The 24,234-nt window shown below is 44.0% G+C and carries 22 protein-coding genes and 1 pseudogene; 17 read left to right on the top strand and 6 right to left on the bottom strand.

The annotated features are described in order from the left end of the window. Positions 1-393 precede the first annotated feature (393 nt). The 4 genes from JGK20_RS10680 to JGK20_RS10665 all read left to right on the top strand — a co-directional run bounded on the left by JGK20_RS10680 (position 394) and on the right by JGK20_RS10665 (position 6,269). Positions 394-2,025: a hypothetical protein gene (locus JGK20_RS10680; protein WP_293230370.1), complete on the top strand. Its 1,632-nt coding sequence runs from the start codon at positions 394-396 to the stop codon at positions 2,023-2,025. 21 nt (positions 2,026-2,046) lie between these two features. Further along, a complete protein-coding gene (locus JGK20_RS10675) occupies positions 2,047-4,344 on the top strand; it encodes a CHAT domain-containing protein (protein ID WP_293230367.1) in 2,298 nt (765 codons plus the stop codon). Between the two features lie 112 nt (positions 4,345-4,456). Then, on the top strand, positions 4,457-4,909 hold the full coding sequence (locus tag JGK20_RS10670; RefSeq protein WP_293230364.1) for a hypothetical protein: 453 nt from the start codon (positions 4,457-4,459) through the stop codon (positions 4,907-4,909). Further along, positions 4,902-6,269: a hypothetical protein gene (locus JGK20_RS10665; protein ID WP_293230362.1), complete on the top strand. Its 1,368-nt coding sequence runs from the start codon at positions 4,902-4,904 to the stop codon at positions 6,267-6,269. The genes JGK20_RS10670 and JGK20_RS10665 overlap by 8 nt, the downstream gene beginning before the upstream one ends. A 144-nt stretch (positions 6,270-6,413) precedes the next feature. On the opposite strand, the gene argJ is transcribed toward JGK20_RS10665, so the two are convergent. The 5 genes from argJ to JGK20_RS10640 all read right to left on the bottom strand — a co-directional run bounded on the left by argJ (position 6,414) and on the right by JGK20_RS10640 (position 11,736). Further along, the gene (gene argJ / locus JGK20_RS10660; protein WP_293192225.1) at positions 6,414-7,655 is read right to left on the bottom strand and encodes a bifunctional ornithine acetyltransferase/N-acetylglutamate synthase; all 1,242 of its coding nucleotides are present in this window, start codon (positions 7,653-7,655) and stop codon (positions 6,414-6,416) included. A gap of 536 nt (positions 7,656-8,191) precedes the next feature. Further along, entirely contained in the window at positions 8,192-8,332 is a 141-nt protein-coding gene (locus tag JGK20_RS10655; protein WP_293192263.1) for a hypothetical protein, read from the bottom strand. Positions 8,333-8,398: 66 nt separating this feature from the next. Next, a complete protein-coding gene (locus JGK20_RS10650) occupies positions 8,399-8,593 on the bottom strand; it encodes a hypothetical protein (protein WP_293183210.1) in 195 nt (64 codons plus the stop codon). Positions 8,594-8,754: 161 nt separating this feature from the next. Further along, the gene (locus JGK20_RS10645; RefSeq protein WP_293230360.1) at positions 8,755-10,197 is read right to left on the bottom strand and encodes a serine/threonine-protein kinase; all 1,443 of its coding nucleotides are present in this window, start codon (positions 10,195-10,197) and stop codon (positions 8,755-8,757) included. Positions 10,198-10,731: 534 nt separating this feature from the next. Next, the gene (locus tag JGK20_RS10640; protein WP_293182570.1) at positions 10,732-11,736 is read right to left on the bottom strand and encodes a LysR family transcriptional regulator; all 1,005 of its coding nucleotides are present in this window, start codon (positions 11,734-11,736) and stop codon (positions 10,732-10,734) included. 301 nt (positions 11,737-12,037) lie between these two features. Here JGK20_RS10640 and JGK20_RS10635 point away from each other — a divergent pair, with 301 nt between their 5' ends. The 8 genes and pseudogenes from JGK20_RS10635 (at position 12,038) to JGK20_RS10600 (ending at position 19,835) form a co-directional block, all read left to right on the top strand. Then, on the top strand, positions 12,038-12,751 hold the full coding sequence (locus tag JGK20_RS10635) for an NnrU family protein (protein WP_293182568.1): 714 nt from the start codon (positions 12,038-12,040) through the stop codon (positions 12,749-12,751). 45 nt (positions 12,752-12,796) lie between these two features. Next, complete coding sequence (locus JGK20_RS10630) at positions 12,797-13,174, top strand: thioredoxin domain-containing protein (RefSeq protein ID WP_293230357.1); 378 nt, start codon at positions 12,797-12,799, stop codon at positions 13,172-13,174. Between the two features lie 274 nt (positions 13,175-13,448). After that, positions 13,449-13,667, top strand: coding sequence for a hypothetical protein (locus tag JGK20_RS10625; protein ID WP_293182564.1), 219 nt, complete (start codon positions 13,449-13,451; stop codon positions 13,665-13,667). Between the two features lie 123 nt (positions 13,668-13,790). After that, positions 13,791-15,836: an NAD(P)H-quinone oxidoreductase subunit 5 gene (locus JGK20_RS10620; protein WP_293230355.1), complete on the top strand. Its 2,046-nt coding sequence runs from the start codon at positions 13,791-13,793 to the stop codon at positions 15,834-15,836. A gap of 508 nt (positions 15,837-16,344) precedes the next feature. Then, a pseudogene (locus JGK20_RS10615) lies at positions 16,345-17,883 on the top strand (NAD(P)H-quinone oxidoreductase subunit 4); the annotation flags it as partial. A gap of 425 nt (positions 17,884-18,308) precedes the next feature. Further along, positions 18,309-19,124, top strand: a complete 816-nt coding sequence (locus tag JGK20_RS10610) for a DUF4375 domain-containing protein (protein ID WP_293213041.1) — start codon at positions 18,309-18,311, stop codon at positions 19,122-19,124. A 116-nt stretch (positions 19,125-19,240) separates the two neighbouring features. Further along, complete coding sequence (locus tag JGK20_RS10605; protein WP_293192209.1) at positions 19,241-19,504, top strand: hypothetical protein; 264 nt, start codon at positions 19,241-19,243, stop codon at positions 19,502-19,504. Continuing rightward, a complete protein-coding gene (locus JGK20_RS10600; protein WP_293213039.1) occupies positions 19,488-19,835 on the top strand; it encodes a type II toxin-antitoxin system RelE/ParE family toxin in 348 nt (115 codons plus the stop codon). The genes JGK20_RS10605 and JGK20_RS10600 overlap by 17 nt, the downstream gene beginning before the upstream one ends. A 147-nt stretch (positions 19,836-19,982) precedes the next feature. On the opposite strand, the gene JGK20_RS10595 is transcribed toward JGK20_RS10600, so the two are convergent. Beyond that, positions 19,983-20,846: a LysR family transcriptional regulator gene (locus tag JGK20_RS10595; protein WP_293230349.1), complete on the bottom strand. Its 864-nt coding sequence runs from the start codon at positions 20,844-20,846 to the stop codon at positions 19,983-19,985. An 85-nt stretch (positions 20,847-20,931) separates the two neighbouring features. Between JGK20_RS10595 and JGK20_RS10590 the strand changes: the two genes are divergently transcribed. The 5 genes from JGK20_RS10590 (at position 20,932) to JGK20_RS10570 (ending at position 24,232) form a co-directional block, all read left to right on the top strand. Beyond that, positions 20,932-21,309: a hypothetical protein gene (locus JGK20_RS10590; protein ID WP_293182542.1), complete on the top strand. Its 378-nt coding sequence runs from the start codon at positions 20,932-20,934 to the stop codon at positions 21,307-21,309. A 70-nt stretch (positions 21,310-21,379) separates the two neighbouring features. Then, entirely contained in the window at positions 21,380-22,084 is a 705-nt protein-coding gene (locus JGK20_RS10585) for a DUF4079 domain-containing protein (RefSeq protein ID WP_293230347.1), read from the top strand. Between the two features lie 15 nt (positions 22,085-22,099). Continuing rightward, positions 22,100-22,453, top strand: a complete 354-nt coding sequence (locus JGK20_RS10580) for a cupin domain-containing protein (protein WP_293192196.1) — start codon at positions 22,100-22,102, stop codon at positions 22,451-22,453. A 149-nt stretch (positions 22,454-22,602) separates the two neighbouring features. Continuing rightward, a complete protein-coding gene (locus JGK20_RS10575) occupies positions 22,603-23,649 on the top strand; it encodes a DMT family transporter (protein ID WP_293230345.1) in 1,047 nt (348 codons plus the stop codon). Between the two features lie 22 nt (positions 23,650-23,671). After that, a complete protein-coding gene (locus JGK20_RS10570; RefSeq protein WP_293230343.1) occupies positions 23,672-24,232 on the top strand; it encodes a DM13 domain-containing protein in 561 nt (186 codons plus the stop codon). The last annotated feature ends 2 nt before the right edge of the window (positions 24,233-24,234 follow it).

The raw sequence follows: 24,234 nt of genomic DNA, 5'->3' as shown, positions 1-24,234 counted from the left end.
CGCGGCGACACAAACGAAACCTGACGAAAGCGGGTTGAAAAATATTCGATACTTACCTCGCAATCTTCTATTTCGTCGAGGGCTTTTAAAGCTTCGGGATAGGCGGCTAATTCGGAGCGAAATCTGGCAATTTTTGGGGAGGTAATAACGAGCGTGTTATTTTGCTTTCTGCTTTGTTTGCTGGACAAGTTTAGGAGTTAAAGTTGATATTATAGCATTTTTTTGTTTTGCGTTGGGATTGGGCGATCGAATAACCGCAATTACCTCCCATCCCGTGCAAGTCCTGAACTGGTGTGTACATGGTACAAAAGTGGGGATTTGAGAGTTGCAAAATTGTACTGAAAATGTTATAATTCCCGATTATATATCAAGTATTCATTAGCAAAACAGAAGATGAACTTAAAAAAATGGTTTGGACAGGCAATAGAAATAGGGCTTTTAGGCCTAATTATTTATTGTGTAACCCTTGTGATATGGCAAGTTTCACCTCCGCCTGAAGGTCTAAAATTTAAAATTTTTATTCGCACTGTCATTCCAAATTTAAGTACAAGTATCGGAGCTTTAGTATTTATTAAAATCTTGAAACAAATGAGCCGATCATGGCCAGCAATAATTATAGAATCAATTAAACGACTAGAACAAAATTTATGCATATTGAATTTTATTGTTTTTAGTATAATTGCACCTCTCAGTCTCTTAGAATCCCTTTCTGTTTTTAATTATTTTTATTCTTCTATAGTCGATTTTTTCAGTAAAAAACCAGAATTGATTTTCAATCCACTTATTGCTTCTCTTTTGGCAATTCCTTTATTTATTCTGTTACTTATTTTGGGTATGCTATTGTTGTTAATAGTATACGTTATTTATGTTATTATTCAATCTCGTTCTCCAAAATACAATCCTGTATCATCTAATTTTCTTTTTTTTACTATTAAAATACTGAAGACAATGGGATTAGTTTTACTTGCAGTCGCTAGCTATACTCCTGTTATAGTTTGTCTCGTATTATTGATAATACACCTAGCCATCGCACCTCTATCAATAATAGATTATTCAGTTGACCCCAATTTACTATTAAATTTAACAGCAGAATACTTCAACGTAAGTCCTGATTCTTATTCTCCATTACCTGTCAAAGAATTCCCTTGGTGGACAATACCTTACGCTTTACTTAAATGGGTTGTTGGATTCTTAATGATGGCTTTTACGGTAATTAATGGATTAACATTTTTATCTTTTGGAATCATCAAGATACTAACGATAATAATAAGAATATTTTTTCCTTTTGGCTTTAAATTAAATATTAATAGAGCAATTTCTGATTTTATTTGGAGTTGTGTTCATAAGTTAATTAACTTTATAGAATTTTTATCTCCCTTTTTGATATTTTCAGATTCTCTAAAAATAGGTATTGTAGATGCAGGACTTTCCTATGCTTTAGCAAGTGATTCTACACCCAAATCTGCAAAAATGAGAAAATTTGCAGCTAAATTTTCTCAAAACTATGTTAATGCAAAAAATAAGTTTTTTCCTGTAGATATTTTTGGTGTAGATATTTTTGGTGTAGACGACAAAAAAATTAAGCTTGTGAGTAGTATAGCTGCTAAGCTTCTTCTTTTAGGGGATTTGAAGCAAGCCGATATAATTTATAGCAGTCTGTGGGAGTCCGCAAAAAATCAAACTAAGTCTGGCAAAAAAGTAGTACCTAGTCTTATAGATAATATATTCAGTGAAGTCTGCTACTATTATATTGAGACATCTCAGTATAAACCTTTGAATTCCGTTATTAATTATTCAAATAGGCTCGTCCAGAAAAATCAACTGTCAGAACTCAGTTACATTGCCAATTTGATGAGGGCAGATTTTGCTAGAAATGCTTATTCTGATAAGGCTGACAAAGCTGTAGTTGAATGCTTGAGCTGGGGAAAAATAGTTAGGATATTAATTAGTTTACCAGATATATTTAATTATAATGATATGAATACTATATTGTGGAAGGCTAAAGCACCCGAAGATTTTTTTTAAAATTTTATTAGCTTTATGTTTATGGAAGATGAAGAATATGAAGAAGATGAAGATGAGCTGATATTTATCAAAAATAATCAGCAAGATTTAATTATTTTATTAAATACCTTACGTTTGATTTTTGTAACACAAAGTAAAATTTACAGGTTTATTTCTACTCAAGATAATAATTATTTGCCGGTAAAAGAAGAAATTGATGCAGCTTTAATTAAAAGACAGTCATTGAATATATTAGGTATAAAAATTTTAATTGATAATTCATTTGCCAAAGATAATATCAAGCTAATCCCTGTAGTCTATCTATTAGCTAGTGACTCTAAATCTGTCAACTTGTTCGGCAATCATAGATTGGAAGAAGGATTGGAAGAGCTATTGAAAAAGATATTGAAAGATAGCATTGATTCAGCTAAAAGAAATGGACGAGAAATGGAATTAGCTTTTCTCCAATGCTGTCAGGGTAAAATTTTGATCAATACAGGTTCTACGGAAAACGGCTTGCACACACTTCTTAGAGGTATCGAAACTTATGAAGGTATTCGTCACAGCGTCAGCACCGATCAGCTAGGATTAGGCTTTGGCAGTAGTTATTTAGAATACTATGACTGGGCTATTGATGCCCTAATTAAATTAGGAAATTTATCACTTGCCTTTGAGTATACTGAACGAGCCACAGCACGGGCTATCCTAGATTTAGTATCCAGAAAAACGTCTCGCTTAGGTTCAATAAATGAGTCTAACCAAGTTGCACAATTGATTGGTGAAATCCAAAACCTCGATTTCACTATTTATTTTTCTCAATCCAGTATCTACGAAGCCCCTTTCATCGCCAAGTTTCCTCCACTCAAACCTCGGCTAGAAAAAAAATTCTACACAGACAAGAAGCAAAGGTTAAAGAATCTCCTTAAGAATCGGGACTCTCTGGTTGCTAAACTAAAAGCTATCGACCCAGTATCTGCTACCCTAGTCGAAGTAAAACCGCTTACCTGGAAAACTTCCAGCGAATCAGAAGAAAACTCTATTCCCTTTGATGTCTTATGGAACAGTCAGACAATCGCTGAAACAGAAACGATTCTCTGCTTCCACGTTATCCATAAAGTGAGCTTTGCTAAAAATAAGCCTTGGGATAAGATTGTCTGCTTTGCCTTGTACAAAGAACATGACTCTTTGCAATTGCATCATCATGTTGTTGACGACCCTGAAACTGTTGCAAAGCTACAACCACTATGTCAAGGAATAGCTAGTGAGGTGGAGAAAAGGGAAAGGGATTTGATTTTGAAGACAAACAGCCTTGATCCGCTCAGTAATAACCTAATCATTCCTCTACTACAACATCTTCCTCTTCGCTGTAACTCCCTCACAATTGTTGCCAACAGCGATTTGCAATTTTTCCCCTGGTCTATTTTGTACGATGGAGATGACAAGCAGCTAATAGAGAGATTCCGCATCAAGACTACTCCTAGTCTTAGTCTCATGTATTTACTAAAACAGCGAGAAGACTTACGACATACTGATATTCCCACTAAGTTTTTAGTAGCTGGAGTCGAGCAATATCCTAACCCGAGAGAATACCTTTTCTGGTCTGGCGTGGAAATCAACCGGATTTCCCAACTGTATGACTCAGCCTCAGTTCTCAAAGATGCGGATGTTGATGAACATTTTGCGAACCAGTTCAAACAAGCTGAAGTTATCCATTACAGCGGACACGGCAACTATCGAAAGTCTGATTCAGAGCAAGACGCTTTAGACAAAACCTATCTCTGCCTTTATAATAAAACAATCTCTGCCACTCAAATCCTTGATGGTGCTTTGGAAAATCCAGCCGCTAAGGTAATGATTCTATCTGCCTGTCTAACTGGTCAGGGAGATTTAACAAGATCAGGCAGCGAGATATTAGGATTAGAAAGAGCATTATTTCACGCTGGTTTGTCATCCCTCGTCACTACCCTTTGGAGTGTTGATGATTTTGCAACTGCTTTGCTAATGCTCAAGCTACATTTAGTGTGGCGTCAACAGAAGAATAGCTTGGAAACTTTAGCCGACTCTCTTAGAGAGGCACAACTTTGGTTGAAAAACTTGAGCTGGCAACAACTTAAACAAGAGTTTCCAGAAATTGAGCGAGATGTTTATAATTGTCTTGCTACCTATCAAACCCGGATTACTTATGCTAGGGCAAATGAAGATGAGGACGCAGCAAAAAAAAATGAAAATAACCTCAAATATTATCAAAATGCTCTCAAACGGATTCAATCAAAAAGCCGCATGAAAATCTTTATTGGTGATTACTTCTGGGCAGCATTTCAAGTCAAAGGATTGGGATAAGCCATGCAAGATGCAACCAATTTATTCCAGATGTGACTATAATAAAGTTAGATCAAATTTATCAGCATCCATACTACTAAGTTCCTTTCCCCATAACTAAATTATAAAAGACATGGAAGACCACGACATCATAGCTTTTATTCTTGCCATACTCCAACAAACAGAACAGCTACCCGCACCAGTCCAATCAGAGTTCAATAAAATCAGTGAAAATTTCACAATTGCGGATGTCGAAAGACTTGCCGAATTACATCCCTCTCTACTAGCAGCCTATGAATATGCTGATGATTGTTTGATGAATGGCGACAACCGCAGCAAAAAATCAGAGGCCTTGCTGGATGAATCTGAGGAGGATAACCCTAGTAATACCGAGCTTAGTAACAGCATCAGGAGTGGCAACATAAGCGATCGAAAAAACTTAAACCAAATTATCAATACAGTGGAGGCACAAGTCAAGCCAGGTGAGTTGAAAGAATTCCTCAAAGAAATCTTGAAAGCTGGCGACTCAGTGCAAGCAACTAAAAAGATATTATCGTTAATTGCAGACCGTTTACATCATGAGTAACGAGAATTGGCTAATCTACCCGACAGTCGGTTTATTTGTCTACGATTTAGCTGAAGGGATCGGGCAAACTGAGGAGAAGATTAGCAAAAACCGCCAACAGTTTGGGCAAAAAATTTATGGCGACAAAATCTCGCCTTCACAGCTAGAACAACTCAGACAAGCTGAAACTGAAACCGGTGATTATATCAAGTTACTCGGTAATGAAAAAACAGTAGCATTTGAGTCTACCCTTGATGGTTATTGCTATCCTGTCAAGATCGGCGATACTTATGCCGCACTATTTGACTTGTCTGGCAAAATAGAACCAGACGACAAGAAATTCGCACCCGAAGAAATCGACCGTTTAGGATGGCAGACAGAAAAAATTATCTCTCGTGTAAATTCAGTGGCTACAATTGGTCAAAGTTGGGTGGCTTGGGGACAATTGACGGCTGATGATCAAGACGCTTTAGCAACGGCTAAAAATTGCTACAGCAAATTGAATCTATTCCCCAATGCTAAATGGGAAAGAGACTTTCAAACCGCAGGACAATTTTTAGGTGCTGATTTTTACGAATTGTGGCTGCCACCAGGGGATAGGGGCAATATCAGCGAAAATTATCATGTCTTAATTTGCTTGTTTCCTTGCAATAGTGGTCAATCAATTCGTGAGATTAGCAAGACTGTCGGTAAACTTTATACGCATTTGATGCGATTATTTGCCTACCGCAATAAGGTAATTTGGGCTTACACTCAAAGCCGCCAGCTTAAATCTGACCTCAAAGATGCTTCGCGGACGATTCAACAAATTTTTCAGCAACTCCCTGAACAGGTTAATGTCCATAAAATTGACCTCAAAAAATTGCAATATAATTTAGTTAATTGTTTGAAAATTTTATTGGTTTATGCTAACTATATTAGTGAATTAGAAGAACAAGAAAGTACGATATCAACTAATCTCGAAAATTATGCTAAGCGGCTAAAAACAATAGGCGATAGGATGGGAAATGACCCAAATGATTTGAAATTTATGTCACACTTCAGCGATTTTGCTAAAGAAAAGTATCTATCGCAAGTGGAAGCCGATAACAAGAGTCTGAGTCCGGGTTTGAGGTTGTTGGAAAATGCGATTCAGACGATTGAGGGGATTATTGAGATTGAGAGGGCTAAGAGCGATCGCACTTTGAATGTTACAATTGCAGCGGCTGGTGTGGGAATTGCCACCAGCGGAGTTTATGCCAGCACTTATGCTAGCAAAATCGACGGTACGCAAAATCAAATCCCTGCGAATACAGTCTTTTGGTCTAGTCTTGGTTGGGGATTTGTTGCAGGGGTGTTGGGCGCGATCGCCCTAATCGCGATCGGCAAGAAACGGCGCTAAAAGCGATTGGAGTCACCGATTTCAATCGCCGACGCATCTTCAACCCACGGAGGTGGGTTTTGTCTGTGTAGCCGCGGTTTCCAACCGCCCGGGCTGTGCAGGCGCAGTTTGCAACCGCCCGGGCTTCTGAAATTACGATCGCCCTTAAGTCGTATACTCCGCATTAATCTTCACGTAGTCGTAACTCAAATCGCATCCCCAAGCCTTCGCGAAACCGCCGCCATTCCCGACAGCAACCTGAATTAAAACCGTGTCTTCCTTCAGATATTCACCAGCAGCAGCAGCCTTCATATAATTACTCGCAGCAGATTTATCGAACTCCTTCGGCTGTCCGTTTTCCATCATCAAAAAATCTCCCAATTGAATCCGCAAATTCTCTTGTTCAAAAGCAACGCCCGCGCGCCCCGCCGCCGCCGCAATTCTTCCCCAATTCGGATCGCGTCCAAAAATAGCAGCTTTCACCAAAGAAGAACCGACGATTGTTTTGGCAATTTTACTCGCAGAAACTTCGTCGGCGGCGCCACTAACTTGTACTTCCACCAAACAAGTTGCACCTTCGCCGTCACGGGCGATCGCCTTTGCCAAATGCACGCAAACTTCTGTTAGCATCGCCTCTAATTTTTCAGCATCCGCCCCCATTTCTGTAATCGCAGGCGTGCGGGATTGGCCGTTAGTCAAAGCAATTAGCGAATCGTTGGTACTGGTATCGCCGTCAACAGTAATTTGATTGAAACTTCTGTTTGCCGCCCGAGTCAGCATTTCCTGCCACAAATGTGACGACACTGCTGCATCACACGTTACAAATGCCAGCATTGTTGCCATATTCGGGTGAATCATTCCCGAACCTTTGCAAATGCCGCCGATACGCACGGGACGATCGCCAAACATGGTTTCCAGGGCGATCGTTTTCGGCACTAAATCAGTCGTACAAATAGCCTTAGCAGCCGCATCAGAACCAGTTTCCGAGGCCTCAGCAACCAATCGCGGAATTCCCGCCCTCAGCGGCTCCATTTTAATCCGCTGCCCGATCACGCCAGTGGATGCCAAAAGAATCGATTCTGAAGGAATATTCAGCGCTTCGCCCAACAATTTCGCGCTTTCGAGGGCATCTGCTAAACCTAATTCGCCAGTAGCAGCATTTGCTTGTCCGGCATTGCACAAAATTGCTTTGGCGCTGGGTTTAGCTTGCAAGCGCTGGCGGCAGTAGTCCACGCAAGCAGCCCGGACTGTGGATGTGGTGAAGACTCCCGCGGCGATCGCGTCCACCTCTGACAAAATTAAACTTAAATCCGGCAAGCCAGAAGGCTTCAAACCCGCTGTAATTCCCGATGCTCGATATCCTCTCGGTGCTGTAACTCCGCCGCCAATTTCCTTCCAGTCCGACATGATGACCTCCCTAGAGCGTTCTATTCTATTGAGAGGGGATTATATCATTTTAGATTTTAGATTTTAGATTTTAGATTTTAGATTGCCAACAAATGACGAATCAATGAGTTGTTTTTTTGTCGTTTAATCGTTCTTTCCCCGATGCGCGATCTCAAATCCTGTAGCATTGGAATTATTAATCTCTCTATTCTCTCTCTGTGTTCTCTGCGGCCTCTGTGGTTAAATCATTCCGATGCAACCGGAAACGATATGAAAATATAGTTGAGCAATATTAGAAATTTTGGGACGGGCTAGAAGCCCATCCCACAAGAAAAAAGATTTTTGTGGGATGGGCTTCTAGCCCGTCCTAACTATTTTTGCAAGAGGTCTATTATATTTCATTATTTGTGTTAAATCAATTCCCTAAAACTAATCGCGACTTATTCTGTAGAGATCTAACTCAAGAACAAGTCGCGACGGTTTTGTAACTGTCATTATTAATTTTTAGCTGGCAAACAACAGACTCGATTCAACTGTCTCGCTGTTGAAAAAACGAGTTATTTGCGATCGACACTCGCCGCAGAACCAATATCTAAACCAACTTCAGCAGCCGCGCGGCTGAGCATAGATTCCTGACGGTTTTTGATGAGGTGTTGGTGGCGCATCATCAGACTGCGCGCTTGTTGTTGGGTAGACATCACTGGTTTTCTCCAAATGTAGGTAATAGGTTTGCGGGCAATTGGGGAAATTAATTGAGCTTTGCCTTAGCTCATGGTGGCGTTGCTGCGATCGTAACTGGCTTGAAGGCTGGGCTGCGGCTTGCCTTGAATGTGGCCCCAGTAGTGAGTATTTTCCATTCCGACTTCGCTGGCGGTGCGGTTGAGCATGGATTGCTGCCGGTTCTTCACCATTTGGTGGTGGCGCATCATCAGAGAGCGGGCTTGATTTTCGGTAGACATATCCGGTTCCTCCGTTTTCCTCGATCGATCTTGGGCTGCTTTTTGTTCCTATTTATAACTATACTAGATATTTCTGTATCTAAAGCTACAAAGTTAAAATTGTAATAAAAGTTTACAATAAGGCAAGAAGTGCGATCGAGAATGCGGGAGTACCGCGAGGCTTAAAAAATATTAGAAAGTAACTTATAAATTAAGCGAAAAATAGCTGTTGCCGCGATCGCCCCTAAAGCAGCCAACCATCCCACAAACAACACGCCTGTGAAAGGAGAATTTGGATAAATCGTAACAGCAGCGCGCAAAGCCGGGAAAAACCACAGTACAGCCAGAGTACCTGCACTAATAATCAGCATCTCAGTTTGCTCGATCGCCCTGCGGTACTGGCCGAAAATTAGCCCCCCGACAATCATCCCCAACAATCCGATACTCACGCCTGGATTCGGTAGCAAACTCGTCAGGGCGATCGCCAGCAACCCCCCTTCAAAACCCGTAAACGCAGCCCCACCCAAAATATCCCAAATCGAAAAAGCCCTTCGCGGCCCAGATTGCAGGTTTCCCGGAGGAGTCGCCACCACAGGAGGCACAGGAGGCTGCTGAGTTGGTTGGGGGGTCGGAGTGGGTTGGGGAGGCGGCTGCACCACCATCGTAGGCTGTTGAGAATTGTATTTCAGAGCCGCTTCCACCTCGATCGCCGATTGATAGCGCTGGCTGGGAGCCGGTAACAACATTCGATCGAGAACTTCAGCCAAACGCGGGCTTACCTGTACGTGCGATCGCCAATTCCACTCATTTTCATAACTATCAAACAATTCCGTCGGCTGCAAACCGCTGAGCAAAGTAATGCAAGTCACAGCCAAAGCATAAAAATCCGTTGCGGGATAAACCTCTTGTCCGTTCATCTGTTCGGGCGGAGCATAACCCAAAGAATAAATACCAGTCGAAGCCTTAGAAGCACCCGCAGTTTGCGTCACCTGTTTGACAGCCCCAAAATCTAATAAATAAAGCCGACCACTTTTAGCCCGCATAATATTAGCAGGCTTAATATCCCGGTGAATCGAACCGCGCGAGTGTACAAAATCGAGAACCTTCAAAATTTCCCGCAGCACCTCCATCGTTTCCGCTTCCGAAAACTTGCCTTTAACAGCAAGTTCTTCCTCCAAATTGTGACCGTCAATAAATTCTTGAACCAGATAGAAAAACTGATCGTTTTTACCAGGCTGCAAACTCGGAACAGTCAGCTCAAAAAACGCCAGCAAACTCGGAATTTGCGAATGTTCGTTTCCCAATTCTTCCAGCACCGCTGCTTCCCGTTCAAACAGAGTTTGAGCGATTTTTAGCTGTGCCGGAGTCATATTTACCGACGGCTGCAAAAGTTTAGCAACGCACTGCCGCATCGCCGGAGTATAGCGGTCTCTGGCCAAAAATGCCGCCCCAAAACCGCCTTGACCCAGCAACCTGACTGGCAAATAGCGCCCGCTCAAAATTAGGGGCATTCCACAGGCCTTGCAATACCTTTGCTGCACCGTTTTCAGCAGGGAACTGTCATCGAGGTCAGAAAAATTGTTTTGAGGGCGCGGGCAGCCCGGGCGGGTGCAGTAAACTTCCATTTTGGTTTGCTAATTGGTCATAGGGCATTGGTCATCGGGCATTGGGCATTGGGCATTGGTCATAGGGCATTGGTCATCGGGCATTGGGCATTGGGCATTGGGCATTAATTGGTAATTGGTAATTGGTAATTGGTAATTGGTAATTGGTAATTGGTAATTGGTAATTGGTAATTGGTAATTGGTAATTGGTAATTGGTAATTGGTTTAATTCCTAATTCTAGGCAGTTAAACTTTTTAATACCAATTCCAGTTTATTTTACCCTCTTTAATCTAGTTTTGGTATTAGGTTTTGGCATCAAAAAAGCCAATTATATCATGTCCGGTTAATCAGTTATCATTTCAGTGCGAGCGTCTCGCTCGTTCGCTATAGACGCTCGCACTCGCAATAAATATAAGCCATCGCTCGGACATGATATTACCGATTCTCGATTCGCGATTCGCGATTCCCAATTTGCTAATTTTACCAGGGATTATCAAACCAGATTTTAATCTCTAAACTACGCGCGAACTGCTGAGGGCCAGCAACTTAATAAATCAACTTCCCCCTGAGTTGGGAGTTGCTATTTCTATCAGTCCCAAATCGATCGCCGGAGGTTCTTTCTTTTCCTGGGTACTCGAATAAGTAGCAAATGTTGGCAAAATTTCATTGCTGAAAGCCTCTGCTGCTTTAGAACGGTAGCGGTTGGGGTTGTAAATCAGCGACAAAATTCGAGTTACCAAAACTTCGTCCATTTTAGATTTGTGCAAGACGCCCATCATCAACTCTTTTTCGATCGCCGAAACCGACACAAAAGCAGCGCCCAACCCGGACTGAACAGCATTTTTAATGGCTTCGATGGAATTGAGCTCCATCTCGATTTTCAGGCGGCGCGTGTCAATGCCGCAGCGAGTCAGTACCTGATCGATGACTTTGCGGATAGTAGACTGCGAATCGAGGGAAATAAACTGCAATTTATAAAGGTCTTCTTTTTCGATGCTTTCTTGTTGTACCATCGGGTGAGACGGAGGGAGAATTAGAGCCAGTTCGTCCTCAGCGTAAGGAACAATTTCTAAAGCTTCTACAAGTTCGGTAGGGATTTCTCCGCCAACAATTGCCAAATCGATTTGCCCGTTGGCCACACTCCACGCCGTGCGGCGGGTCGAATGCACGTGAAGCTGTACCGCTACATCGGGGTACTTTTGCCGAAACATCCCAATCATTCGGGGTAGCAAGTATGTCCCCGTGGTTTGAGAAGCGCCGACGATCAAAGTACCGCCTTGGAGATTTTGCAAGTCTTCGAGAGCTCGACAAGTTTCTTGACAAAGCGATAAAATTTTCTCGCCGTAACTCAGCAGCAGGTGTCCGGCTTCGGTCAGTTGAGCCCGCCGCCCCCCCCGATCGAACAGCGGCACGTCCAACTGTCTCTCTAGGTTCTGCACTTGCAAGCTAACTGCTGGCTGGGATACGTAGAGGCTGTCGGCGGCGCGTTTGAAGCTTCCTTCAGAGGCGATCGCCTTGAGAATGCGTAACTGGTCTAAAGTGAAAGGAAGGTCAGACATATATCTAAATTGTCAGGAAAGCGGTTGTCAGTTGTCAGGAAAGCAGTTGTCAGTGGGCAGTGGGCAGTTGGCATTTGGCAGTTGGCATTTGGCAGTTGAGAGTTGACGGTTGACGGTTGACGGTTGACGGTTGTCAGGAAAGCAGTTGAGAGTTGACGGTTGACTGCTGAGAACTAACAACTGACAACTAACAACTAACAACTAACAACTAACAACTGCCAACCGTCAACTGACAATTGCTCCCATAGATACTTTGTGACACAATTTGGCCGCGAATCAATAACTTTTCTTAATATTTGCAATGACGATCGACTTAGCGCTTGACTCCCACTTAGTTATTCTCGGACTTTTATTTGGTTTTGCGATCGCCCACAGCGGTTTAGCAGCCCTCCGCCCCAAAGGTGAAAAGCTGATCGGGCCGAGACTTTACCGCGTTTTGTTTGCCCTTGTCAGTTTGCCGCTGGCGGTGATTTTGGTTGTCTACTTTTTCAACCACCGCTACGACGGCGTGCAACTTTGGCAAGTACAGGGCGCGCCCGGAGTTAAACCAGTGGTTTGGATACTGTCGGCAATTTCCTTTCTGTTTCTGTACCCAGCAACCTTCAACCTCCTAGAAATTGCCGCCATCCAAAAGCCGGAAGTTCACCTCTACCAAGCCGGGATCATTCGCATTACCCGTCACCCGCAAATGGTGGGACAGGTGATTTGGTGCGTAGCCCACACCCTCTGGATTGGCACTAGCTTTACCCTCGTCACTTCCATCGGTTTGATACTTCACCACCTGTTCGGAGTGTGGCACGGCGACAGCCGACTGCGGGCTCGTTTTGGCGAATCCTTTGAAACCATCAAATCTCAAACCTCAATTATTCCATTTTTGGCAATCCTGCAAAAGCGTCAAACCCTTGACTTGCTTGAGTTCCTGCGCCCTTCCTACCTAGGCGTAGTCATTTTTACAGGCCTGCTGTGGAAAATTCATCCTTTTCTGATGCGTGTCACTGCGAACATATACTGGTAGCATGATCCCTAGGATAGAAAAAAAATTATTAAATTTTGAGGGATCATGGTGTTGTCGGTTAGCGAACGCACTTTTGCACAAGAGGTATTTCAAGCCTCTACCCCCGTTTTAGTTCACTTTTGGGCACCTTGGTGCGGTTTGTGCCGCGCGATCGACCCCACGCTTACAAGTTTTGAAGCACAGTGGGCAGGAAAAGTCAAGCTCCTAGGGGTGAATGCCGATCAAAGTTTGAAGTTGGCAAATACTTACCGACTGAGCAGTCTGCCCACACTGATTTTGTTTGAGGGCGATCAAGTTCTATTTAGATTTGAAAATTATCAAGGTCGCGAGGAACTGCGACGCACTCTGGATTCCTGGATGCTCGCCACTCAGAATTCTCCCCAGACTCAACGCTTACAACCTCAGGAAGCATTGAACAGGTAACATTTCAAAAGCATTGGGCTCTTGTTTAGCTAGATCGGCGGGAATCCCCACACTATATCGTTTACAGATTGGTGTGGGATGAAAGCTAGGTTGATTGAGGTGGGGTGGTTGACCAATCCCGTAGGGCTCTTAGGCCATCATCACTGAAATGGACAATCTTCGATATAATTAGACAGACAGTGGGGCTGGACGTGTTCCTCACTTGAAAATGCTGTAGAGGGAAACAAATTGGAGTACCCCGAAGGAAGATCTTGATATCCTTAACAGGACTCAGATGCCCAAACTATATTGCTTGCAATTAGTGTGGGAGCGTCACAAAGCATTCGCCTCTTGCGTAGAAAGCATTGGGAATTCCCGATTTATCGATCGACCATCCGATCCAAAATCAATGTCGCAGTCTTGGAATCACAGGGCTGCGACATTTGTCTATCTATCTTTTGGCATAGATTTAAGGCGAACTAGATCGATCGCCAACACAAGCAGCAATTCTTAAGGATTGTCGATCGGCAATACTTAAGAATTGTAGAGAGTCTTTCTGCCCAGTCGCGCAAGCGTGTGTCACAATTATTAACAGTTTTGGCAATATCTAGTAGAAACTTTAAACTACCTATCAGTCATGGAACCGCTTTATCAATACGCCTGGCTGATTCCAGTCCTGCCACTGGCAGGCGCAATGCTAGTAGGTTTAGGCTTAATCACCTTTAACCAGGCAACCAACAAACTCCGACAAGCGAATGCGATTTTAATCCTTTCGACCCTCGGAGGGTCAGCGGTAATGTCTTTCGCATTGCTGTGGAGTCAACTACAGGGCCACGCACCCTACACCCGAACCATTCAGTGGGCCTCTGCTGGGGACTTCTCGCTGAACATGGGCTATATCATCGACCCCCTCACGTCGGTAATGCTGGCGATCGTCACCACGGTCGCCTTTTTGGTGATGATTTACACCGACGGCTACATGGCACACGATGACGGGTACGTGAGATTTTACGCCTACCTGAGCATCTTCAGCGCCTCAATGCTAGGTCTAGTAATCAGCCCGAACATCGTTCAGATTTACATTTTCTGGGAACTGGTAGGTATGTGTTCGTACCTGCTAGTCGGATTTTGGTACGATCGCAAACCAGCAGCAGACGCCTGCCAAAAAGCCTTCGTCACCAACCGCGTCGGCGACTTCGGCTTGCTGCTAGGCATCCTAGGCATTTACTGGGCCACCGGCAGCTTTGAATTTGACGTGATGGGCGAACGGCTGCACTCCCTAGTCGAATCCGGTGCTTTGAGCGCAACTCTCGCAACCATCTTCGGAGTCCTGATATTTTTGGGCCCAGCAGCCAAATCAGCTCAATTCCCTCTCCACGTCTGGCTTCCAGACGCAATGGAAGGCCCGACACCAATTTCAGCCCTAATCCACGCCGCGACAATGGTAGCAGCCGGCGTCTTCCTGATCGCTCGGATGTACCCAGTATTTGAAGGACTGCCCGCAGTCATGAATTTGATCGCCTGCACCGGCTGTTTTACAGCATTCATGGGTGCTTCGATCGCAATTACCCAAAATGACATCAAAAAAGGCTTAGCCTACTCCACCATCTCCCAATTGGGCTACATGGTGATGGCAATGGGAGTCGGCGCCTACAGTGCCGGACTCTTCCACCTAATGACCCACGCTTACTTCAAAGCAATGCTGTTCCTGTGTTCGGGTTCAGTCATTCACGGCATGGAAGATGTCGTCGGGCACAACCCCGCCCTCGCTCAAGACATGAGAGTCATGGGCGGCTTGCGGAAATATATGCCGATTACCGCTACTTGCTTTTTAATCGGAAACTTAGCAATCTGTGGCATTCCGCCCTTTGCAGGTTTCTGGTCAAAAGACGAAATCCTCGCCCAAGCTTTCCATGCAAATCCCGCTCTGTGGGCTGTGAGTTGGGTGACTGCGGGGATGACCGCGTTTTATATGTTTCGGATGTATTTCAGCACCTTTGAGGGCGAATTCCGGGGCAATAACAACGCCATCAAACAGCAACTTCTGCAACCAGGTTTGGTATTCGGCCCTGGGGCGATGAACATTAAGGAATTGGCCACGACTGGTGAAGGCCATGACGCACACGACCATTTTCCTCACGAGTCTCCGCTGACAATGGCTTTGCCGTTAGTGTTGTTGGCTGTACCTTCTGTGTTTATCGGTTTTCTCGGTACACCGTTTGCCAATTATTTCGAGCAGTTTGTCCGCGCGCCCGGGGAGTCTCTGGAAGAAGTTTTGGCACACGCCGCTGAGTTCGATTTGACGGAATTTCTAATCATGGGTGGGAGCTCTGTAGGTATTGCCTTGTTGGGCATTACTTTGGCTTCCCTGATGTATTTGAGCCGGAAAATCGATGCTGGTGCGATCGCCCAAAAAATCAAACCACTTTACGAGTTCTCCCTCAACAAGTGGTATCTCGACGATATCAACGAGGTTCTCTTCGTCAAAGGCAGCCGCCGTTTAGCGCGGCAAGTCATGGAAGTGGATTTGCGAGTCGTCGATGGTATCGTCAACCTGACAGGGTTTCTCACCCTGGTTACGGGCGAAGGTTTGAAATACTTTGAAAACGGTCGCGCTCAATTTTATGCCCTGATTGTGTTTGTCGCAGTTCTGGGTTTTGCGATCGTTTCTGGAGTAGGTTAAATCTGTAGGGAAACGGCATTGCCGTGTCCTCCGGGTAGGGCAACGGCAATGCCGTCTCCTCCGGGTAGGGCAACGGCATTGCCTGTGAGTCTCAACTTAAGGTAAAACCGAGAGTCCGACAGGGAATGATATCATATCCACTCTTCATCGTCCTGTATTCATCTCTCTTATCTCCCTCTGTGTTCTCTGCGTTCTCTGTGGTTAAATCATTCCGATCCAACCGGAAACGATATGAATTCCCTGGTGGACTGACAGCTTAAGTTGACACGAAGAAGGGCATTGCCATTTCCCACCAGAAGATATTTTAAGAACGGGTATTAGCTCAATAACTCAGAATTGACAATTAGCCAATAGAAATAAATCTTTGATTAAACTCAAATTGTGCGATCGCACAAATCGTCGCAAACATTACAAAAAGAATTGTTTCGTATAAAGAAAGTATAAAATTTAGACCAAAATCGCCAAAATGTGTTTAAACCTAATAATTGATGGATAATTTTAAAACGCAATGGATACAGCTAACTTTCCCTGGTTAACAACAACAATTCTGTTTCCCATTGCTGCGGCATTGCTAATTCCTTTGATTCCCGATAAGGATGGCAAGACGGTGCGGTGGTATGCACTAATTGTGGGTTTGATCGATTTTGCCCTACTTGTTTACGCTTTTTGCACTCAGTACGACTTCAGCAATCCAGACTTGCAACTGGTAGAAAGTTATACTTGGGTGCAGCAACTTGATTTAAATTGGTCAGTCGGTGCTGACGGTTTGTCAATGCCGTTGATTTTGCTGACAGGTTTTATTACTACCCTGGCGACTTTAGCAGCTTGGCCAGTCACACTTAAACCAAAGCTATTTTACTTTTTGATGCTGACAATGTACGGCGGGCAAATCGCAGTTTTTGCCGTACAGGATATGTTGCTGTTTTTCCTGGTTTGGGAACTAGAATTAGTCCCGATTTACCTGATTTTGTCAATCTGGGGCGGCAAAAAGCGCCTCTACGCAGCAACTAAGTTTATCCTTTACACCGCAGGCGGTTCGCTGTTTATTTTGGTTGGCGCCCTGACAATGGCGTTTTATGGCGATACAGTGACTTTCGATATGCGGGCGATCGCAGCCAAAGAATTCGCCCCCAATGTAGAATTGCTCTTGTACACAGGTTTCTTAATAGCCTACGGCGTCAAACTGCCAATTTTCCCCCTGCACACTTGGCTCCCAGACGCCCACGGCGAAGCAACCGCACCCGCCCATATGTTGCTAGCAGGAATTCTGCTGAAAATGGGCGGCTACGCCTTACTGCGGATGAATGCGGGAATGCTCCCCGATGCTCACGCTACCTTCGCACCCCTCTTAGTAATTTTGGGTGTAGTAAACATTGTTTACGCCGCCTTAACCTCCTTTGCTCAGCGCAACTTGAAGCGCAAAATTGCTTATTCTTCGATTTCGCACATGGGGTTTGTGCTGATTGGGATAGCTTCGTTTACCGATTTGGGAACTAGCGGCGCCATGCTGCAAATGGTTTCCCACGGTTTGATCGGGGCGAGTTTGTTCTTTATGGTAGGCTGCACTTACGATCGCACGCACACGCTCATGCTCGACGAAATGGGCGGAGTAGGCAAGAAAATGCGCAAAGTTTTCGCGATGTGGACAGCTTGCTCTATGGCTTCTTTAGCCTTGCCGGGAATGAGCGGTTTTGTCGCAGAATTGATGGTATTTGTAGGTTTTGCAACCAGCGACGCTTACAATCCGGTGTTCAAGGTTTGCGTGGTATTTTTGGCGGCTGTCGGCGTAATTTTGACTCCGATTTACCTGCTGTCGATGCTGCGGGAAATCTTCTACGGTTCTGAGAATAAGGAATTGGTGGAACACGAAGAATTGGTGGATGCGGAACCGCGAGAAGTGTTTATTATTGCTGCGCTTTTAGTGCCGATTATTGGCATTGGTTTGTATCCGAAGATGTTGACTCAGGTTTATGATGCGACGACTGTTCAGTTGACGGCAAGATTGCGGGATTCTGTACCTTCGTTGGTGGCTAAGGCTGCTGCTGATAAAACGAAAACCCCCAAACTCAGTTTAAAAATCGGGTTTGGGGGTTTTCTATATACTTTAATCTTGGAGGCAGAAACCGGGTTGTTTTACTAAAATACTGCATCATAATCTTTAAAACTTGTGAAAAACCCGGTTTCTTTGGTATTTATGCGTGCGGGACTATACTTCTTAAAACAAATTATTTAAATGGGGAGTTTTTAACCGCAGATATCAGCAGATAAACACAGATGAACGCTGATAGGGTTTCCAGAAGTCTTGGTCTGCGTTCGGAAGTTAATTCGCTCAACTTTCCAAGAAGCAGCGATCGGCGATAATAGATAGGATAGCATTTTGATTGTAGCTGTTGGAAGATGAGAATCTAACCTTCAATGCAAAGTTTGTTGGTACTCAGCTAGAAAGTTATAGCCCAATAGGGGGACGAAAAAATGAGTGAGGATATAGTAGGATCGAAAGATGCTGTCGTGGTATCGGCGGAAAGCATGAAGAGCGATGATATCCGCGCGACGATCCAATCAAATATTGACTTTGTGAATGCACTATTTGAAGAGCTTCTGAATCCCTCAGAAATTTCTCACCACGCACTCCTCAGTTACTACGTCGATTACTACCTCGCGCAGGTGAACAATGGCGGTTTTGCTCAGTTTGTCTATAACACAAGGTGGAAGCCTGCGGTCATTGCGCTAGTCAAAGAAGGCCTTCAGCAAATCGGCGCGACACAACATACCGATCTTTTTGCAAAAGGAGAGGCGTTGGTTACAGCAGGAAAGACAAAGTTAGCATCGTTCTTTTCGAGTGGGTTATTCGGCGAAAATGCTGAGAGAGACAGGCTAAATGGCATAAATGAGAACTTTTATTCGATCGAACAAGAGGAGAGTCTCGAACGATTAAATGCTAACTGGTTAAAAGCGCGCCCCGGTCTGATTGTTGTAGCAGAAGATCGAATCCAACAGGAAGTCACTCGACGAGCATTGAGTATTTCCGATCGCGAGGCCCGGCTCGCCCAGGCCCGTGCTGCCGAGCCGAGATACATGAAACTGATACGAGCCTTGTGCGATGCAGCCGGCCATACGCTTGAGCGCGTTACGGCAGGCGATACTATGAATGAGTACGGTGGTGAAAGAATACTCGCTTGGCACTTTATTACTGACAATGGGCATCACTTCATGATGGAGGCTGACGGGAAGGCAATGATGTTTTCTGGAAAGTCCAAGGAACAGATTGCGGAGCTGGTAGTGGTATAACTATGCGGCCAAATTAATAGTTAGGTTGATGCACTATTTTTTTTAGTCTTTACTCTTAATTTTTATTGTTTCGATATTTGCTAGAATAGAAGCTAATACTAACCAAACTGCAACTCATGCTAAAAACCATTGAAGGCATTTATCATAATGGGCAGATTCAGCTCGCCTCGCTACCACAAGATATTAGCGATCGCTCTCAAGTTCTCGTCACCTTTCTCGATCCAAACAAAATAGATCCAATTAAACTGCGCCAACTGATCGATCAATTAGAAACAATCGCAGGTATTCAGCAAGGTTTCGAGGAACTCAACGCCGGACTTACTCGCCCTATCGAAAATTTTGTCCAAGAAATGCAGCAGAAATATGACATTTCAGGTTGAAATTACCCCGATCGCCTCTTCTGAGATTGAGCAAGCCTACCGCTGGTATCGAGAGCGCAATCCCGATTTTGCCGATCGCTGGTTTCGAGGTTTGATGAATGAAATCGCAACACTCCAAGAAAAACCTCGGCGCTGTGGCTTAGCAGTTGAAAGCGAGATTTTTCCTGAAGAAGTTCGGCAGTTACTTTATGGGAAATCCAAAAACATTTACCGGGTCTTGTTTGCGATTCGAGATACTACGGTTTATGTATTGTATGTCCGCCATAGCGCTCGATCGCCCTTAACGGCAGATGACTTGAATGAACTAGAAGGTGGAGTTGAGAATTTTTAGGAACCGATCGTGCCTCGATCGTCATACCCAAGACTTCAAAATTACCAATCGATCGCCGTAAAATTCGGTGGGATAGCCCTTTTCTTTTTTAGTCTTAATTGTTCTTGTTTCTATAATTGCCAGAAGAGAATAGAATACTAATTAATCTCAAACCCACGGATCGAGCTTAAATTCTGCCTCTAAAAAATCAATAAAACAAGTTATTTTTGCTGGATAAAAACGGCTGCGACGATATACCCCATTAATTGGTAACGGAGTTGGTTGATAATCCTCCAACACAACCTTGAGATCGCCCCGGTAAATTTCATCACCAAACATCCAGACCGGCACTGCTGCTCGAATCGCCACAGAACTATTAGTTTGAAAACAACCCCCAACTTGCACCTTGATAGTGCCATCTGTTCCTTGAAAATGCCATTCATTGCCTGTTGACAGATGCGTATAGACAATACAATCACGATCCACTAAATCATCCGGTGTTTGAGGTTCTCCCGCTTGCTCAAAATAGCCTGTTGTTGCCACTGTGACGCGGCGAGTCGTGCCAATGCGATGGCTAATCAGGGAACTATCGGGACGATTACCAATGCGGATCAACAGGTCTAATCCATTCTCTACAATGTCCACAAAACTATCGGCCATCATCAGATCGATCTTGACATCGGGATAGCGTTTCATAATTTCCCCAAACAGCACGGGACAGCCCAATCGCAAAATACCTGTTGCTCGTTCTTTTCCTGTTAAACTGGCCTCCGCTTCGGCGACGGTTTCCAAAATTTGCTGACAGTATTGATAGTATCTTTTCCCCTCCTCAGTCAAACTCAAGTTGGTAGTTGAACGAGTGATTAATTGTACCCCCAGATATTTTTCCAGAGCGGCGATTTGCTTGCTAATTGTCGGTTGCGTCGTCTGTTGTTCCCGCGCTACGGCCGAAAAACTCTTCATTTCGATCGCCCGAACGAAAGTCTGCATACAGGCAATTCGATCCATACCGTACCTATTCCAAAATGGCATATAGTATATTCTATTATGCCTCCTTCTCAAAAAAATTGAAATAGATGATGATGTTCGCATCAACCATTCTCACCAAAAAACGAAGATGTTAAAACTCAAATCCCTCAGTCCTCTGTTCGCCACCCTCGCTATTGCTAGCGCTATCAGTGCGGGAGATGTAGCTGTACATAGCTTTTTGCCAAAATTCCAAAATACGGCAATAGCAGCCCCGGAAATAACGGTTCAGGAAAAGATCCAGATTATTACTAAAAGTAAAGGACAAGTTGGTAGTGGCGACCAATTGCGACGATTTTTCTATGGTGATTTATTACCATTAGGAGTACAACCCGGTGGGGCAGGCATGGTGGTCAATCTCTACAACAAGGCCAACAATGTTACCTTCTCTTACTGTGCAACCTTTGATGTTGTTGTCGCTGTGAAACAAGGGAGAGTAGCGAGTTTTCCCGCCGCTGAAGTGAAGTAATTTGCCTGTTCCCTTGCTGAGTGTAAGTAAGGGAAAATTCGCGATATATATAATTGAATGGATATTTAACATGGAACTTCAAGACTTCTTTGCATTGTTACATCCGGCGATCGCCATTATTACGGTTTTTCCCTTAATCGGCATTGTAGTGAATCGCGCCCTACTCACCCGTCAACGTCGTCTGCAAGTTGCCGGTGGCGAAAAAAGTAAAATTCCGCCCGTAGTAGGTTCCGAGCACGTAGCGATCGGTAGTTGGTTGAGCGGCTCAGTTGTAGGGGTTGCCCTACTGGGAATGGCCTATCCCATTTTTTCAAAAATGCTCAGTAACGACACCCTTACTAAAGAACCATTTCGAGTCTTTTTTGTCATCGCCATTTTCCTGTTAAGCATTGCTTCTTTCACGCTACTATTTAAGGCAAAAGTTAAACTATGGCGAGGCATTTTTGCCACTTTAACTGGCATGGGATTGATTGTTTTAGGATTTCAACCCGAAATTTATCGTCGAGATAATGAATGGTTTATTTCCCATTATTACTACGGTATGACAGCCGCTTTATTGATAATTTTTTCAGTGGCGATCGTCCAAGATATTTATCAGGATAGACAAAATCGCTGGCGCACCGCTCATATTATTCTCAATTGTTTTGCTCTACTGCTGTTTATCGGTCAGGGAATGACTGGTACAAGAGATTTACTAGAGATTCCCCTCCATTGGCAATCACAATACATTTATCAATGTGATTTCACCAATAAAACCTGTCCGCAACCCAAATAAAACGGTAATTTTCAAATGATGAAATCAAGAGTTTTTCCCCTGGAAGCTGATGTGCGTTTCTCGGATGAATCTGCTACGGTGACTGAAATTATTAAGACTAAAAATGCTAGTATCGCTATTTGGGGAGTCAAGCCTGGGCAAATTGTAGAAGCTCATTGTCACCCGGATGGACAAGATACCTGGGTGATGCTACGGGGCGCTTTGACGTATTATTTAGGGAATGGTCAAAGCCAAAGCTTGAATGCTGGTGAAGTTGCGATCGCAGACAAAAATCAGATTCATGGTGCAGTGAATGACAATAGTGAAGATGCTGTGTTTATCTCCATTTATTCTGCTCCCCAAATTGGCTATGAAAAGGCATCACCTTAAACTAATTTAATGTAAAGTTTTATAGTTTAAATGAGTCGTGAAACTCTCTTCTGTTTCGGTTTTTCGCGTTCTTCGCGTCTTCGCGGTTCGTTTAAAATTTTTGAATTATTGCCTGAATTCATTTTATAAAATCAACATCAATAAAAAGAATGAAAGTTGCCAATAAAGTGCATATAATTTTAATGAAAGTTCCTGCCCCGATGTATCTTGGCATAGCTGTTTTGATTTTTGCAACTTCTAATTCTGTTACTAAAAAAATAGTTGAGATTGGTCAAAATCATGCGATCGATGGCAGAAATCCCATCTCACTGTGCAATGTTTTATTTGTGGGTAATATCTGTGCTTTGGGGTTAATGACTCTAATTTTTCATCAAGATTGGCAACCGCAGACTCTGAAAGCTTTGACTGGTAAAGATTGGATTAGTTTAACCATTACAGGTATTTTATCGGGGGCGATCGCTCCAGCGTTAATTTTTCAAGCCCTCGGACAGACAAATATTACTAATATCGTGTTAATTGGGCGTATCGAACCAATTTTAACCCTGGTGTTGGGTGTTTGGCTGTTGGGATCGCGGGTCAATTCGTGGTCAATTGCAGGGTCTCTAATTTCCTTTGCTGGGGTGATAGTGACTGCTTTTTTAGGCAGTTCAGGGCCGATGATGACGATGGCTGGATTTCAAATTGGAACCGGAGAATTTTTTGTGGCAATCGCCGCGATCATTGGTTCCATTGCTACTGTCGTTGGTAAACTGCAATTACAATCGATTCCCTTGGGAATTTTTACAATTTATCGCAATATTCTGGGGACGGTGATTTTTTTCCTATTGGCTAATCTCCTTTACGGGCCAAACCATTTTGCAGAAGTGTTATCTCCTTTTCTTTGGCAATGGATGATAGTCTATGCGGCGGTTATTGTCGTCATGGGTCAATTATGTTGGTTGGCTGGTTTAAAAAATGCGACTTCAACAGAACTCAATTTAGCCAGTTTATTGAATCCAATTGCAGCTATAGTTATGGGATATTTAATTTTAGGGGAAGCTCCTACTTTAGCTCAATATTTAGGGGGAAGTTTGTTGTTTGTGGGGATTGTCTTGGGTTTTATTGGCAACCTATATGAGGCTAAAATAAATCGAGAATTAGTTAACCCCAGTCCTCGCGAGGCAATGTCAACGGCGATCGGTTTCCGGGGAGTTTAATGCTTTAAGGAGGAAGCTTTTTATGAAACGCCGCTATTTCAACTTTGCTAGTATTACCTTTGTGTCAACAATTGCGATCGGCTGCATCAAAACCGCTGGCGATCGAACTGCTATTGCGTCATCCGGTACTTCTGAAACAATGCCAACGCCTGTGGCAGCTTCCCCTCCAACTAAGCCAGTGACGACACCCGCAACGGCTCAACCCGCAAAAGTTCTAACTTCTGGCACTTTTGTCGATGGCGAACACGCCACGAAAGGCACTGCCCGCATTGTCCAGAAAGGGAATGAGCGCATTCTGGAACTCGATCGAGCATTTCAAACCTCAACGTCTGGTCCTGATTTGGTCGTGATTTTGCACAAATCGCCCGATGTTATTGGCTCGACAGTTCCCCCAGCCTATCCCATCAAGAAAGGGGACTATGTGTCGATCGCGCCACTCAAGTCATACAGCGGTGCTCAAAGCTATGTGATTCCTGCCAGCATCAACTCAGAAGATTTTGCTTCGGCGGCAATTTGGTGTCGCAAGTTCAATGCCACCTTTGGTGCTGCCAGACTTCAGAGATTGAGTTCCGCAAGGCTCTGACC

The organism is Microcoleus sp. PH2017_05_CCC_O_A (genome assembly GCF_020738785.1).
In the GTDB taxonomy this organism is placed as follows: domain Bacteria; phylum Cyanobacteriota; class Cyanobacteriia; order Cyanobacteriales; family Microcoleaceae; genus Microcoleus.
Note: the sequence above shows the minus strand (reverse complement) of the source record. Positions and strands in the feature narration are given on the sequence as shown.

Excerpts from the sequence above, each read along its gene's own strand:
- JGK20_RS10655 (WP_293192263.1), bottom strand. The coding sequence starts at position 8,332 with ATGTCTACCCAACAACAAGCGCGCAGTCTGATGATGCGCCACCAACAC.
- JGK20_RS10670 (WP_293230364.1), top strand. The coding sequence starts at position 4,457 with ATGGAAGACCACGACATCATAGCTTTTATTCTTGCCATACTCCAACAA.
- JGK20_RS10630 (WP_293230357.1), top strand. The coding sequence starts at position 12,797 with ATGGTGTTGTCGGTTAGCGAACGCACTTTTGCACAAGAGGTATTTCAA.
- JGK20_RS10570 (WP_293230343.1), top strand. The coding sequence starts at position 23,672 with ATGAAACGCCGCTATTTCAACTTTGCTAGTATTACCTTTGTGTCAACA.
- JGK20_RS10600 (WP_293213039.1), top strand. The coding sequence starts at position 19,488 with ATGACATTTCAGGTTGAAATTACCCCGATCGCCTCTTCTGAGATTGAG.
- JGK20_RS10595 (WP_293230349.1), bottom strand. The coding sequence starts at position 20,846 with ATGCCATTTTGGAATAGGTACGGTATGGATCGAATTGCCTGTATGCAG.
- JGK20_RS10580 (WP_293192196.1), top strand. The coding sequence starts at position 22,100 with ATGATGAAATCAAGAGTTTTTCCCCTGGAAGCTGATGTGCGTTTCTCG.
- JGK20_RS10675 (WP_293230367.1), top strand. The coding sequence starts at position 2,047 with ATGGAAGATGAAGAATATGAAGAAGATGAAGATGAGCTGATATTTATC.
- JGK20_RS10650 (WP_293183210.1), bottom strand. The coding sequence starts at position 8,593 with ATGTCTACCGAAAATCAAGCCCGCTCTCTGATGATGCGCCACCACCAA.
- argJ (WP_293192225.1), bottom strand. The coding sequence starts at position 7,655 with ATGTCGGACTGGAAGGAAATTGGCGGCGGAGTTACAGCACCGAGAGGA.
- JGK20_RS10640 (WP_293182570.1), bottom strand. The coding sequence starts at position 11,736 with ATGTCTGACCTTCCTTTCACTTTAGACCAGTTACGCATTCTCAAGGCG.
- JGK20_RS10605 (WP_293192209.1), top strand. The coding sequence starts at position 19,241 with ATGCTAAAAACCATTGAAGGCATTTATCATAATGGGCAGATTCAGCTC.
- JGK20_RS10590 (WP_293182542.1), top strand. The coding sequence starts at position 20,932 with ATGTTAAAACTCAAATCCCTCAGTCCTCTGTTCGCCACCCTCGCTATT.
- JGK20_RS10625 (WP_293182564.1), top strand. The coding sequence starts at position 13,449 with ATGCCCAAACTATATTGCTTGCAATTAGTGTGGGAGCGTCACAAAGCA.
- JGK20_RS10635 (WP_293182568.1), top strand. The coding sequence starts at position 12,038 with ATGACGATCGACTTAGCGCTTGACTCCCACTTAGTTATTCTCGGACTT.
- JGK20_RS10575 (WP_293230345.1), top strand. The coding sequence starts at position 22,603 with ATGAAAGTTGCCAATAAAGTGCATATAATTTTAATGAAAGTTCCTGCC.
- JGK20_RS10620 (WP_293230355.1), top strand. The coding sequence starts at position 13,791 with ATGGAACCGCTTTATCAATACGCCTGGCTGATTCCAGTCCTGCCACTG.
- JGK20_RS10610 (WP_293213041.1), top strand. The coding sequence starts at position 18,309 with ATGAGTGAGGATATAGTAGGATCGAAAGATGCTGTCGTGGTATCGGCG.
- JGK20_RS10585 (WP_293230347.1), top strand. The coding sequence starts at position 21,380 with ATGGAACTTCAAGACTTCTTTGCATTGTTACATCCGGCGATCGCCATT.
- JGK20_RS10665 (WP_293230362.1), top strand. The coding sequence starts at position 4,902 with ATGAGTAACGAGAATTGGCTAATCTACCCGACAGTCGGTTTATTTGTC.
- JGK20_RS10680 (WP_293230370.1), top strand. The coding sequence starts at position 394 with ATGAACTTAAAAAAATGGTTTGGACAGGCAATAGAAATAGGGCTTTTA.
- JGK20_RS10645 (WP_293230360.1), bottom strand. The coding sequence starts at position 10,197 with ATGGAAGTTTACTGCACCCGCCCGGGCTGCCCGCGCCCTCAAAACAAT.